The organism is Acidobacteriota bacterium, from assembly GCA_009691245.1.
In the GTDB taxonomy this organism is placed as follows: domain Bacteria; phylum Acidobacteriota; class Terriglobia; order 2-12-FULL-54-10; family 2-12-FULL-54-10; genus SHUM01.
The window spans coordinates 18,844-29,356 of record SHUM01000045.1 but is presented as its reverse complement, the minus strand read 5'-3'; the positions used below and the strand labels follow the sequence as shown (position 1 = coordinate 29,356).

General features: G+C 56.6%; 22 protein-coding genes. All 22 read left to right on the top strand.

The annotated features are described in order from the left end of the window. On the top strand, nt 1–129 hold a 129-nt coding region (gene tuf / locus EXQ56_11175; protein MSO21002.1), incomplete at its 5' end, for an elongation factor Tu. 81 nt (nt 130–210) lie between these two features. After that, the gene (locus tag EXQ56_11170) at nt 211–537 is read left to right on the top strand and encodes a 30S ribosomal protein S10 (protein ID MSO21001.1); all 327 of its coding nucleotides are present in this window, start codon (nt 211–213) and stop codon (nt 535–537) included. 99 nt (nt 538–636) lie between these two features. Next, nucleotides 637–1,269 carry a 50S ribosomal protein L3 gene (locus EXQ56_11165; GenBank protein MSO21000.1) on the top strand — a complete coding sequence of 211 codons (633 nt, stop codon included), beginning with the start codon at nt 637–639 and terminating at the stop codon, nt 1,267–1,269. A gap of 69 nt (nt 1,270–1,338) precedes the next feature. Next, nucleotides 1,339–1,965: a 50S ribosomal protein L4 gene (locus tag EXQ56_11160; GenBank protein MSO20999.1), complete on the top strand. Its 627-nt coding sequence runs from the start codon at nt 1,339–1,341 to the stop codon at nt 1,963–1,965. Then, nucleotides 1,962–2,252, top strand: coding sequence for a 50S ribosomal protein L23 (locus EXQ56_11155; GenBank protein ID MSO20998.1), 291 nt, complete (start codon nt 1,962–1,964; stop codon nt 2,250–2,252). The genes EXQ56_11160 and EXQ56_11155 overlap by 4 nt, the downstream gene beginning before the upstream one ends. Before the next feature lie 83 nt (nt 2,253–2,335). Further along, a complete protein-coding gene (locus EXQ56_11150; protein MSO20997.1) occupies nt 2,336–3,166 on the top strand; it encodes a 50S ribosomal protein L2 in 831 nt (276 codons plus the stop codon). 96 nt (nt 3,167–3,262) lie between these two features. Further along, nucleotides 3,263–3,565, top strand: coding sequence for a 30S ribosomal protein S19 (locus EXQ56_11145; GenBank protein ID MSO20996.1), 303 nt, complete (start codon nt 3,263–3,265; stop codon nt 3,563–3,565). A 110-nt stretch (nt 3,566–3,675) separates the two neighbouring features. Next, on the top strand, nt 3,676–4,026 hold the full coding sequence (locus tag EXQ56_11140; GenBank protein ID MSO20995.1) for a 50S ribosomal protein L22: 351 nt from the start codon (nt 3,676–3,678) through the stop codon (nt 4,024–4,026). Nucleotides 4,027–4,102: 76 nt separating this feature from the next. Beyond that, the gene (locus EXQ56_11135; protein ID MSO20994.1) at nt 4,103–4,789 is read left to right on the top strand and encodes a 30S ribosomal protein S3; all 687 of its coding nucleotides are present in this window, start codon (nt 4,103–4,105) and stop codon (nt 4,787–4,789) included. Nucleotides 4,790–4,846: 57 nt separating this feature from the next. Continuing rightward, entirely contained in the window at nt 4,847–5,269 is a 423-nt protein-coding gene (locus EXQ56_11130) for a 50S ribosomal protein L16 (GenBank protein MSO20993.1), read from the top strand. Further along, the gene (rpmC, locus tag EXQ56_11125; GenBank protein ID MSO20992.1) at nt 5,266–5,469 is read left to right on the top strand and encodes a 50S ribosomal protein L29; all 204 of its coding nucleotides are present in this window, start codon (nt 5,266–5,268) and stop codon (nt 5,467–5,469) included. Before EXQ56_11130 ends, rpmC begins: the two co-directional genes overlap by 4 nt. Then, nucleotides 5,459–5,770, top strand: a complete 312-nt coding sequence (locus EXQ56_11120) for a 30S ribosomal protein S17 (GenBank protein ID MSO20991.1) — start codon at nt 5,459–5,461, stop codon at nt 5,768–5,770. Before rpmC ends, EXQ56_11120 begins: the two co-directional genes overlap by 11 nt. Before the next feature lie 61 nt (nt 5,771–5,831). Then, on the top strand, nt 5,832–6,200 hold the full coding sequence (locus tag EXQ56_11115; protein ID MSO20990.1) for a 50S ribosomal protein L14: 369 nt from the start codon (nt 5,832–5,834) through the stop codon (nt 6,198–6,200). 45 nt (nt 6,201–6,245) lie between these two features. Then, nucleotides 6,246–6,560: a 50S ribosomal protein L24 gene (locus tag EXQ56_11110; protein ID MSO20989.1), complete on the top strand. Its 315-nt coding sequence runs from the start codon at nt 6,246–6,248 to the stop codon at nt 6,558–6,560. A gap of 121 nt (nt 6,561–6,681) precedes the next feature. After that, nucleotides 6,682–7,221 (top strand): 50S ribosomal protein L5, encoded by a 540-nt coding sequence (locus EXQ56_11105; GenBank protein ID MSO20988.1) that lies wholly within the window; start codon nt 6,682–6,684, stop codon nt 7,219–7,221. Between the two features lie 100 nt (nt 7,222–7,321). Then, a complete protein-coding gene (locus tag EXQ56_11100; protein ID MSO20987.1) occupies nt 7,322–7,507 on the top strand; it encodes a type Z 30S ribosomal protein S14 in 186 nt (61 codons plus the stop codon). 96 nt (nt 7,508–7,603) lie between these two features. Beyond that, nucleotides 7,604–8,002, top strand: a complete 399-nt coding sequence (locus EXQ56_11095) for a 30S ribosomal protein S8 (GenBank protein MSO20986.1) — start codon at nt 7,604–7,606, stop codon at nt 8,000–8,002. Between the two features lie 36 nt (nt 8,003–8,038). Continuing rightward, a complete protein-coding gene (locus tag EXQ56_11090) occupies nt 8,039–8,581 on the top strand; it encodes a 50S ribosomal protein L6 (GenBank protein MSO20985.1) in 543 nt (180 codons plus the stop codon). A 126-nt stretch (nt 8,582–8,707) separates the two neighbouring features. Beyond that, a complete protein-coding gene (locus EXQ56_11085; protein MSO20984.1) occupies nt 8,708–9,070 on the top strand; it encodes a 50S ribosomal protein L18 in 363 nt (120 codons plus the stop codon). A gap of 75 nt (nt 9,071–9,145) precedes the next feature. Next, a complete protein-coding gene (locus EXQ56_11080) occupies nt 9,146–9,655 on the top strand; it encodes a 30S ribosomal protein S5 (protein MSO20983.1) in 510 nt (169 codons plus the stop codon). Nucleotides 9,656–9,713: 58 nt separating this feature from the next. Continuing rightward, the gene (locus tag EXQ56_11075; GenBank protein MSO20982.1) at nt 9,714–9,929 is read left to right on the top strand and encodes a 50S ribosomal protein L30; all 216 of its coding nucleotides are present in this window, start codon (nt 9,714–9,716) and stop codon (nt 9,927–9,929) included. Nucleotides 9,930–9,993: 64 nt separating this feature from the next. Next, on the top strand, nt 9,994–10,437 hold the full coding sequence (locus EXQ56_11070; GenBank protein ID MSO20981.1) for a 50S ribosomal protein L15: 444 nt from the start codon (nt 9,994–9,996) through the stop codon (nt 10,435–10,437). Nucleotides 10,438–10,513 lie beyond the last annotated feature (76 nt).

Genomic DNA, 10,513 nt, shown 5'->3' with positions numbered 1-10,513 from the left:
CCCGGGGACAACGTGGCGCTGTCGATTGAGCTGATCACGCCGATCGCGATGGAGAAGGGCCTGCGCTTCGCGATCCGCGAAGGCGGCCGCACCGTGGGCGCCGGCACCATCTCAGAGATTATTGCCTAACATGAGGCAGCGAAATCATCGCCTAACGGATACGAGAAAATCAGTCTGCGGGTAAGAGACGGGTACTAGAGAGAAGGACACATGGTGCGGGAACGCATTCGCATTCGACTAAAAGCTTTCGATCATCGGATTTTGGATCAGTCCACGGCCGAGATTGTGGAGACTGCCAAGCGGACCGGCGCGCAAATTGCCGGGCCGATTCCACTTCCCACGGTGATCAATAAATACACGACGCTGACATCGCCGCATGTGGACAAGAAAGCGCGTGAGCAGTTTGAGATTCGCACGCATAAACGCTTAGTGGATATTCTTGAGCCCACGCCGCAGACGGTGGATGCGCTGATGAAGTTGGACCTGCCCGCAGGCGTCGACGTCGAGATCAAAGCCTTCGGCAAAGAGCACAAATAGGTCCTGCGGACGGCGTGCGCAAAATCGCCGATGCCGATGTTGCGGTGATCAAGCGGAGAGTAAGTAAGTAGTCTGGAATTTTAGCAAGACGGGATGAATATGGTTAGCGGGATACTCGGTAAAAAACTTGGGATGACCCAGATATTCACCACGGACGGCGCCGTCGTTCCAGTAACGGTGTTGCAGGCTGGCCCGTGCGTAGTGGTGCAGCGCAAGACTGCGGCTGCGGATGGGTATGAGTCGGCGCAAATTGCGTTGGTTGAGTCGCGCCGCATGCGTCATGCCGGCAAGCCCACCCTGGGGCACTTTAAGCAGGCGGGTGTAGCGCCTGCTCGTTTTGTCCGCGAAGTTCCGGTCGAAGCGGGCTCTGAGCAGACCAAGCCGGGCGATGCCGTGAACGTCTCCATGTTTTCCCCCAAAGAAAAAGTAAACGTAGTTGCCACCAGCAAGGGCCGCGGGTTCGCGGGCCTGATGAAGCGCCATCACTTTGCGGGCGGTGCGGCATCGCACGGTTCGATGTTCCACCGTGCGCCGGGTTCGATTGGATCTTCGGCGTGGCCGTCGCGCGTGCTGAAAGGTGTGCGGGCCGCTGGCCATATGGGTGTGGCGCGGGTTACGGTGCGCAACCTGGAGATCGTGAAAATCGACACGGAAGAGAATCAGATTTGGGTCAAGGGATCTATTCCAGGGCCCAACGGTGGGTACTTGGTGATTCGCAAGATCATTAAATAGTTTCAGTTTTGCAGACAGATTTGTAGATCGTAGTTTTGGATAACTTTTTGGGTGTTAGGGATTCGCAACATGCCTAGCGTTGAAATTAGAAACTTAAGAAATGTCCCGGTGGGCACCATGGAGCTGTCGGACACCGTTTTTGGAGCAGAGATTAATCATACTCTGCTGCACGAGGCGGTACGCAGTTTCATGGCCAGCCAGCGCTCGGGAACTCATGCGACCAAGGGCCGCGGCGAAGTGGCGGGAAGCGGTCGCAAGTTATGGAAGCAGAAGGGCACGGGCCGCGCTCGTATCGGCAGCATCCGTTCGCCTCTGTGGCGGCACGGCGGCACGGTTCACGGACCGCAACCGCGCTCCTATGCCTACAAGTTGCCGAAGAAGATGCTGCTGGGCGCGTTGCGTTCAGCGCTCTCGGCCAAGCTCAAGGACCAGGCCATTACCGTTGTGGAAGATTTCTCTCAGGTGACTAGCAAAACCAAGGCGCTGCGCGAGACGCTGAACAAAATGGGCGCGAATCGTTCGGTCCTGCTGGTCGATCAGCAAGGTAACAGCAATCTGGTGTTGTCGAGCCGCAACCTGGCCGGCGTGGAGTTGCAAACCAACCGCGAGTTGCATCCCTACCATGTCCTGAAATACAAGCGCATGCTCATTTCCAGGCTCGCGATTGAGAAACTGCAGGAGGTACTCCAGCCGTGAACCTCTACCAGATAGTTACGCGCCCCATCATCACCGAGAAGGGTTTGGCGGCGAAGGACGAACAACGCACTTTGTGTTTTGAGGTGCATCCGGACGCCACGAAAACTGAGATCAAAGAAGCCGTGCAGCAGTTATTCAAGGTGAAGGTTGAGTCGGTGCGGACCGCCAACTTCCCCGGCAAAGAGCGGCGCCGCGGACGATTAATTGGCTACCAGAAGGATTGGAAGAAAGCCTTCGTGAAGTTGGTAGTTGGCGAGAAGATGATCGAGTACGCCGAGAAGCTGTAAAGGCATATGCGGCGCACCCCCCGTGAAATGAGAGCGGGTTACTTGTAAGACCACTTAGTAAGGGAAGAGACAGGCATTAGGCCATGGCGATCAAGACATACAAGCCCACTACACCGACGCGGCGATTTGCGACCTCACTCGACCGCAGTGATATCACGCAGCAGACGCCCCTGAAGTCCTTGGTGGAGCCACGCAAGCGAACCGGCGGTCGTGATTCCTCGGGCCGCATCGCAGTACGGCATCACGGCGGCGGACACAAACGCCAGTATCGCATCATTGATTTCAAGCGCGACAAGACCGGCATTCCGGCCAAGGTAGCCACCATCGAGTACGATCCGAACCGCTCAGCGCGCATCGCGCTGCTGCACTACGCGGACGGCGAGAAACGGTACATCATCCAGCCTGTTGGCTTGGTTGTTGGAATGAATATCATGTCCGGGCCGGACGCGGATATTTTGGTGGGCAATGCGCTCCCGCTGCGAAATATTCCGCTCGGCACAACGATTCATAATATCGAACTGCGGCCTGGCAAGGGCGCGCAGATGGTGCGCAGCGCCGGAGCTTCGGCACAGTTGGTATCGAAAGAAGGCGGCATCGCGCAGATCAAGCTGCCGTCGGGAGAAGTTCGCCGCGCGCTGGTCCAGTGCATGGCCACGATCGGACAAGTCGGCAACACCGATCACGAAAATGTTTGGATCGGCAAGGCCGGACGCACGCGCTGGTTGGGTAAGCGTCCCACGGTTCGCGGTGTGGCGATGAACCCCGTGGATCACCCGCACGGTGGTGGTGAAGGTAAGACCTCGGGCGGACGTCATCCGGTTACGCCATGGGGGCAGCCGACGCGTGGATATAAGACTCGGCACAACAAGCGTACCGACAGAAATATCGTTTCGCGGCGTAAGGGCCGCAAGTAAACGCCCTCTGGTTGAGCGCGATCTGGTTTCGCGCGAATGGAAATGGGCGCCGACTGGGCCCGAATGGGCAATGAATTTTGGATGGGGGAGTAAAGCGTGACGCGGTCACTTAAAAAAGGCGCATTCGTAGATGACCACCTGAACGAAAAGGTGGAGGCGATGAATCGTGCCAATGACAAGAAAGTCATTCGCACCTGGTCGCGTCGCTCGACCATCACTCCTGATATGGTGGGCCACACCTTGGCCGTGCATAACGGCAGGAAGTTTATTCCCGTATACATCACCGAGAACATGGTGGGACACAAGCTCGGCGAGTTTTCACCCACGCGCAGTTTCCGCGGCCACACGGCCAAGTCGGGGCCGGAAAAGGCCGGTTCGCCGGCTCCTGCACAGAAGTAGCAGGTATGGATGGGGTTTCGAACGGGGCGCGAAGTTAAATAGAATCGCGACAGCAGATTGAGTGGAGAGTATTGGCAGCACTTTAGCTTTTAGTAGCAGAGGACAGGAAGATGGAAGCAAGAGCCATTGCAAAGAACGTCCGGTGTTCGCCGCGCAAAGCCCGCCTGGTGTTGAATTTGATCAGAGGCATGGCTGCTGGCGATGCGATGAACTTGTTGAAGTTCACCAAGAAGCATGTGGCCAAGGATGTCGAGAAGACCCTGCGCTCGGCCATCGCCAACGCGGAAGGCAAGTCCGATACGGTCGATGTCGATGACCTCATCGTTTCGGAGGTATTTGCCGGAGACGGCCTGCGCGCCAAGCGGATGCGTCCGGCGCCGATGGGACGCGGACATTCCTATGTGCGGCGTACCTGCCACATCACGGTGAAGGTTGCCGAGAAGCACCCCTCGGCCAGCTAGTGCGCGGGCGAAAGCGCCAAGACATTTGAACGGGAACAAGCGGCACGATCGGTTTTAGGTAATCGAGAGGATAAGAATGGGACAGAAAGTACACCCCTATGGCTTCCGGCTGGGATACAACAAGCCGTGGAAATCACGTTGGTATGCGAAGAAAGATTACGCCAAGTGGCTCCACGAGGACTTGAAGCTGAAGAAGACCCTGCGGGACCGCCTGAAGGCCGCCGGCATCTCATCGATCGAAATCGACCGCATGGCCAACAAGCTGCGCATCGGCATTCGCACGGCGCGTCCCGGCATCATCATCGGACGCAAGGGAACCGAGATCGACAAGCTCAAGGCGGATCTGCAGAAGGAAACAGGACGAGAGATTTACCTGGATATTCAGGAAGTGTACAAGCCGGAACTGGACGCCCAGTTGGTGGCCGAGTCGATTGCGCTGCAGCTTGAAAAGCGTATCGCTTTCCGTCGTGCCATGCGCAAGTCAGTGGACTCCGCGGTGCGTTTTGGTTGCAAGGGAATCAAGATTCGCGTTTCGGGCCGGTTGAACGGCGCTGAAATCGCCCGCAGCGAATGGCATCTGCAAGGGCGTCTGCCCCTGCAAACCTTGCGCGCGGATATCGATTACGGAACGGCCGAGGCGCTCACCACTTACGGCTTGATTGGAATTAAGACCTGGGTGTACAAAGGCGAGATTCTTGAAACCAAGAAGCGTGCACCGCGCGCGCCGGTGGCAACACCGAAGGCCGAGTTGGGAACTAAATAGGCCAGTAAGACTAATTGAGCCTAAATCGAATTTGGAACTGTTTCGAGGATAGCGGCCATGTTGATGCCGAAGAAAGTTAAGTATCGCAAGCAGCAGCGCGGGAAGCGTCGTGGTTTGGCGTATCGGGGCGCGGAGCTGAAGTTTGGCGAGTTCGGATTGAAGGCCATGGAAGTCGCATGGATCACCGCCCGGCAGATTGAAGCGAGCCGTATTGCGATGACGCGCACCATTAAGCGTGGCGGCAAAGTCTGGATACGCGTGTTCCCGGACAAGCCCATCACCAAGAAGCCCGCCGAAACCCGTATGGGTAAGGGTAAGGGGGCGCCGGAAGGTTGGGTGGCGGTGGTGCGACCGGGCAAGATCATGTTTGAGATGGAAGGTGTCCCGGTGGAGATGGCGCGCCAAGCCATGCGGTTGGCAAGCCATAAAATGCCGATCCGGACGAAATTCGTGATGCGGGACGGAGAACTGGGGCTATGAAGGCCGACAAACTCAGGGAATTAGCTGGCGCGGAGATGGATCTGAAGCTGCGCGATACCACCAGCTTGGTTTGGAAAACAAGATTCCAGGGAGCCACCGGACAGACCGAGGGCCTGGGAAAGATTCGTGGCATGAAGCGCGACATCGCGCGCATGAAAACGATACAGCGGGAAAGGGAGCTGACGAAAGATGGAAGATAAAACGGTTGCCCGCCGGCACCGGCCGACTGAAGTCGGCAAGGTAGTCAGTGTCGCGGGAAATAAAACCATTGTGGTGGAAGTAACTCGCCGCATCCCGCACCGCCTGTATGAGCGATTCGTCAACCGGCGCAGGAAGTTTCATGCTCATGACGAGACCAACCAATGCCATGTCGGCGACTGGGTGAGCATTGTGTCCTCGCGCCCGTTGAGCCGTCTTAAGCGCTGGCGGTTGAAAGAAATTATCCGCAAGGCAAAGTTGATTACCACCGCACCGGCGAAAGCCGCCGCGAAGGCTGAATAACTGGATTGGGCCTGTTGGAATTGGGCCAGCAAGAGTAGGCAAGGGCTAGGGAGCGATCTTTATGGTTAAGATGAGAACCATCCTGGAAGTGGCGGATAACTCCGGAGCCCGGCGTATTTCCTGCATTCTTCCGTTGGGTGGCGATGTGGGAGCCCGCGCGGGACTGGGCGACGTCATTACGGCGAACGTCAAGGAAGCCGCGCCGGACAGCGCTGTGAAGAAGGGCTCGGTGGTAAAGGCCGTAGTGGTTCGCGCGCGCAAAGAGACGCGGCGCCGTGACGGCAGCTATATCCGTTTTGATCAGAACGCGGCGGTATTGATCAATGACGCGGGCGAGCCGGTGGGCACGCGCGTATTCGGTCCCGTGGCACGCGAACTGCGCGAAAAGAAATTTTTGAAAATTGTATCACTCGCTCCGGAAGTCCTCTAAACCAGAGACCATCCGGTAGACGTGAAGAGGAATTGAGAGTTCGTCATGCTGACGATTAGAAAAAACGATACGGTAAAAGTGATGGCGGGAAAAGACCGCGGCAAGACTGGCCGCGTGTTGAGTACCGACCCGGTGCGCAAGCGCATCACGGTCGAGCAGGTGATGGTGATCAAGCGCCATACCCGCCCCAACCCACAGAAAAACATCAAGGGCGGAATCGTGGAGCGAGAGAGTACCATCCACATCTCCAATGTGATGCTGGTTTGCCCGTCGTGCGGGCCGAACCGGCCCAAAGTACAAACCCTTCCGGATGGAAAGAAATCGCGGGCCTGCCGCAAGTGCGGCAACTCGCTCGATTAACGGACCGGGCATTCTACTTGTAGTTTTTGAATCGGCCTCTTGAGGCATGACGGGACACTGATAGGCCGGGCTGGAATCAAGCTCCCGATCAAGGCAAGAGAAAGAACGAGGCGAGTTGGCAATGGATCGTTTGCAGGAAAGATACACGAAAGAGATCGCTCCGGCATTGGCCAAGGAGTTCTCCTACAAGAACGTGATGCAGATTCCGAAGCTTCGGAAGATTGTCATCAACATTGGTGTGGGCGAAGCAACTCAAAACATCAAGCTGCTGGATACCGCGGTCGGGGAACTGGGGCAGATCACTGGGCAGAAGCCGATTGTGCACCGCGCCAAGAAGTCCATCGCGCAATTCAAGTTGCGAGAGGGCATGCCCATCGGCTGCTCGGTTACTTTACGGGGCCGGCGCATGTACGAGTTTCTGGATCGTTTGGTCAGCATCTCGTTGCCGCGCGTGCGGGATTTCCGCGGGCTATCGAGCAAAGCGTTTGATGGCCGTGGCAACTACACCATGGGGCTGCGTGATCAACTGATCTTCCCGGAAATTGATTACTCGAAGATCGATAAAACGCGCGGCATGAACATCACCTTGGTTACCGATGCCAAGACCGATGAAGAAGCCCGCTCGCTGTTGAAGCATATGGGGATGCCATTCCGCCAGTAGTTTTTTAGCCAGTACTCTTTTAGGTGGATGTGCTGTACGCAGGCGTTTAGCACGCAATGGAAATGCAGTTTGGTTTGAGCGAAAGGAATAGTTAAGGACGATGTCAACACTAGGGCATAAGGCCAAAGCGCTCAAGAAGCCAAAGTTTTCCACGCGGCAACGCAACCGTTGTCCGCTGTGCGGACGGCCGCGCGCGTATCTGCGCAAGTTCAACTGCTGCCGCCTGTGCTTTCGCAAGCTGGCGCTGATCGGCGAGATTCCAGGTGTCCGGAAATCGAGTTGGTAGGAGCCGCCGACCACTTAGAGTTCTAGCTGGCAATAGCCGGGGATTATCCGGGCTAGGTTGAAGCGGATTTGATTTGAGGAGTGAAACGAGAATCACATGAACATGACCGACCCCATCGCCGATCTGCTGACACACATCCGGAATGGATTGAGCGCGCGGCACCCTAAGGTCGAGCTGCCCTCGTCCAAGTTGAAGGTGGAGATCGCCAAGATCCTCAAGGATGAAGGCTACCTCAGTGGTTACAAAGTAGCTGAAGAGGGCCGCAAGAAAGTGCTGCGGATCAACTTGAAGTACACCAGCGCCGGTGATCCTGCGATCACTCGCCTGCGCCGCGTTTCTCGTCCCGGACGCCGTGTCTATGTGCAGCACTCACGGATTCCCTCGGTGCTGGGCGGAATGGGACACGTGATTCTGACGACGCCGCAGGGGTTGATGACCGGCTCTCGCGCCCGCAAAGCCAAGCTGGGCGGCGAATATATGGTGGAAGTTTGCTAAAGGAATTTTGGAAGAAGCTCGGATAGGACAAACGACATGTCGCGGATAGGAAAAAAACCAATCGCAATGCCCGCCAAGGTCGAGGCCCAGATCGGCCGTGAGCTGATCAAGGTCAAGGGCCCGAAAGGCGAATTGAAGGTTGATTTGCCGGATGGCATCAGCGTGGAGAAGAAGGACGCGGTGCTGCACGTGCAGCGTCGCGATGACTCACTTGCCGCCATGCATGGGCTGATACGCAGCCTGCTGGCGAATGCAGTGACTGGTGTTTCGGTGGGCTTCCAGAGGGAACTGGAGATCGTCGGTATCGGTTATCGCGCCGAAGCCAAAGGCAAGGTCCTCAGTTTTGCGCTGGGGTACTCGCACCCGATTGAGTTTGTTTTGCCGGATGGCATTCAGGTTGCGATTGACAAGCAGACCCGGTTGTCCATCACCGGGATTGACCGCCAGCGTGTCGGCCAGGCGGCGGCTACAATTAGAGGCCTTCGCCCACCGGACCCTTACAAGAACAAGGGCATCCGCTATGTCGGCGAAGTACTGATCAAGAAACAGGGCAAGGCCGGAGCGAGCGGCTCGAAATAAGCCGGAGCGGGCAGTTGGCGATAATTTAAGCGGTGCCATTAGGCCCAAAAGATTGATTGGCTGAAATTCAGCCTGGACAAGCCTGGACATACCAGAACAGGCCAGGCAGGGGAACGGCGCAGGAATATGATCGAACAGCATTTACGCAATGAGCATCGCCAGCGGGTTCATACACGTTTGCGCAAAACCTTGTCGGGTAATCCGGCGCGCCCGCGCTTGAATGTTTACCGTTCGCTGAACCATATCTACGCACAGGTGGTGGATGATACCGTCGGCAAAACGCTGGCGGCTGCGAGTACGGCCGAGAAAAGTTTCGCGGAGAAAAGTGGCGGCACAGTGGCTGCGGCTAAGATGATCGGCCTGGAAATCGCCAAGCGGGCAAAGGAAAAGGGTATTGAAACAGTGGCGTTTGATCGCGGCGGGTACATGTACCACGGTCGCGTGAAAGCGTTGGCCGATGCCGCACGCGAGGGCGGGTTGAAGTTTTAGTTTGCTACTGAGGCTCGTTATCTGTAGGCAGCATTGGGGGAAGCGATCTGGTAGGGCAGCAGTTTAGGAGGACGATTGGTAGAACGTGTAAATGCAGCAGGCCTTCAGTTGAAAGATCAGGTCGTCAATATCAACCGCGTGACGAAAGTAGTCAAGGGCGGTAAGAACATGAGCTTCGCCGCGCTGGTCGTCGTGGGTGACCCGGACCAGGGCGTCGTCGGATTTGGCAGCGGTAAGGCACGCGAGGTGCCCCAGGCCATCCGCAAAGGCATTGAAGCCGCGAAGAAAAATCTGACAAAGATCAACAAGTATCGGACTACGATTCCGCACGAAGTACTCGGCAAGTACGGCGCAGGATTAGTTCTGTTGAAGCCGGCGCCTGAGGGCACCGGAGTGATCGCGGGCGGCGCGGTGCGTGCGATTCTACAGGCTGTGGGCATTCATGACGTTTTGTCAAAGTCGCTCGGCACCACGAATCCGCATAATGTGATTCGTGCCACGATGGAAGCTCTGGGCCAGTTGCGCGAACGCAAGCGCCGTACCCCAGCGGCGGAAGATGGCACAGTGATTCCCGCAGAGGGTTAGTCCGGAGATTGCGAACCTAACGGGATCGAAGTAATCGGCAGCAGGAGATAGGAAGATCATGAGCGCGGCGAAAAAAGCAACAGGAACAGGTTCAACCAAGGGTACGATCAAAATCCGCTGGGTAATGAGTGCCATTGCGTGTCCGCAAAAACACAAGTTGATTGTGCGCGGTCTGGGATTGCGCAAACTACAGCAGGTGGTCGTAAAGCCGGATAATGCGGGCATTCGCGGCATGGTTGCCAAGATTCCTCATCTGGTTAAGATCATCGATTAGTTGGGATCAAGCGGAATGGCACAGCAGGAATAGAGTTTGCTGAAGCAGGACGGAGCAAGAGATTATGAATTTAAGTTCGATTCAAGTGCCGGCGGGAAAGACCCACGCCAGAAAGCGTGTGGGCCGTGGCATGGGTTCCGGACACGGGAAGACTTCGACCCGTGGCCACAAGGGTCAGGGGTCGCGATCGGGAACGAGCAATAAGCGCGGATTTGAAGGCGGACAGATGCCTTTGAAACGCCGCGTCCCGAAGCGTGGGTTCACCAATATTTTCCGCAAGGAATACGCGATCATCAATCTGGATCGCATCGCGGAGCTGAAAGAGACGGTCATCACTCCGGAGTTTCTGCTGAAGACCGGCGTCCTATCCAGTCTTCATGATGGCTTGAAAGTGCTGGGGGAAGGTGAGCTGAAAAAGGCTGTAACCGTTTCAGCGCACAAGTTCAGCGAGTCGGCGAAGGAAAAGATTCTCAAAGCAGGTGGCAAAGTGGAAGTGATCGCCGGCTAGTCTTCTCCTGGCGATTCCCAGTCTGCACAGCGCGGGTCTGGAAATGTAAGAGAGAAGCATCCTGCGGGAGCGATCG

Excerpts from the sequence above, each read along its gene's own strand:
- EXQ56_11105 (MSO20988.1), top strand. The coding sequence starts at position 6,682 with ATGGATCGTTTGCAGGAAAGATACACGAAAGAGATCGCTCCGGCATTG.
- EXQ56_11090 (MSO20985.1), top strand. The coding sequence starts at position 8,039 with ATGTCGCGGATAGGAAAAAAACCAATCGCAATGCCCGCCAAGGTCGAG.
- EXQ56_11160 (MSO20999.1), top strand. The coding sequence starts at position 1,339 with ATGCCTAGCGTTGAAATTAGAAACTTAAGAAATGTCCCGGTGGGCACC.
- EXQ56_11075 (MSO20982.1), top strand. The coding sequence starts at position 9,714 with ATGAGCGCGGCGAAAAAAGCAACAGGAACAGGTTCAACCAAGGGTACG.
- EXQ56_11135 (MSO20994.1), top strand. The coding sequence starts at position 4,103 with ATGGGACAGAAAGTACACCCCTATGGCTTCCGGCTGGGATACAACAAG.
- EXQ56_11115 (MSO20990.1), top strand. The coding sequence starts at position 5,832 with ATGGTTAAGATGAGAACCATCCTGGAAGTGGCGGATAACTCCGGAGCC.
- EXQ56_11085 (MSO20984.1), top strand. The coding sequence starts at position 8,708 with ATGATCGAACAGCATTTACGCAATGAGCATCGCCAGCGGGTTCATACA.
- EXQ56_11070 (MSO20981.1), top strand. The coding sequence starts at position 9,994 with ATGAATTTAAGTTCGATTCAAGTGCCGGCGGGAAAGACCCACGCCAGA.
- EXQ56_11150 (MSO20997.1), top strand. The coding sequence starts at position 2,336 with ATGGCGATCAAGACATACAAGCCCACTACACCGACGCGGCGATTTGCG.
- EXQ56_11100 (MSO20987.1), top strand. The coding sequence starts at position 7,322 with ATGTCAACACTAGGGCATAAGGCCAAAGCGCTCAAGAAGCCAAAGTTT.
- EXQ56_11140 (MSO20995.1), top strand. The coding sequence starts at position 3,676 with ATGGAAGCAAGAGCCATTGCAAAGAACGTCCGGTGTTCGCCGCGCAAA.
- EXQ56_11095 (MSO20986.1), top strand. The coding sequence starts at position 7,604 with ATGAACATGACCGACCCCATCGCCGATCTGCTGACACACATCCGGAAT.
- EXQ56_11170 (MSO21001.1), top strand. The coding sequence starts at position 211 with ATGGTGCGGGAACGCATTCGCATTCGACTAAAAGCTTTCGATCATCGG.
- EXQ56_11110 (MSO20989.1), top strand. The coding sequence starts at position 6,246 with ATGCTGACGATTAGAAAAAACGATACGGTAAAAGTGATGGCGGGAAAA.
- EXQ56_11120 (MSO20991.1), top strand. The coding sequence starts at position 5,459 with ATGGAAGATAAAACGGTTGCCCGCCGGCACCGGCCGACTGAAGTCGGC.
- EXQ56_11130 (MSO20993.1), top strand. The coding sequence starts at position 4,847 with ATGTTGATGCCGAAGAAAGTTAAGTATCGCAAGCAGCAGCGCGGGAAG.
- rpmC (MSO20992.1), top strand. The coding sequence starts at position 5,266 with ATGAAGGCCGACAAACTCAGGGAATTAGCTGGCGCGGAGATGGATCTG.
- EXQ56_11165 (MSO21000.1), top strand. The coding sequence starts at position 637 with ATGGTTAGCGGGATACTCGGTAAAAAACTTGGGATGACCCAGATATTC.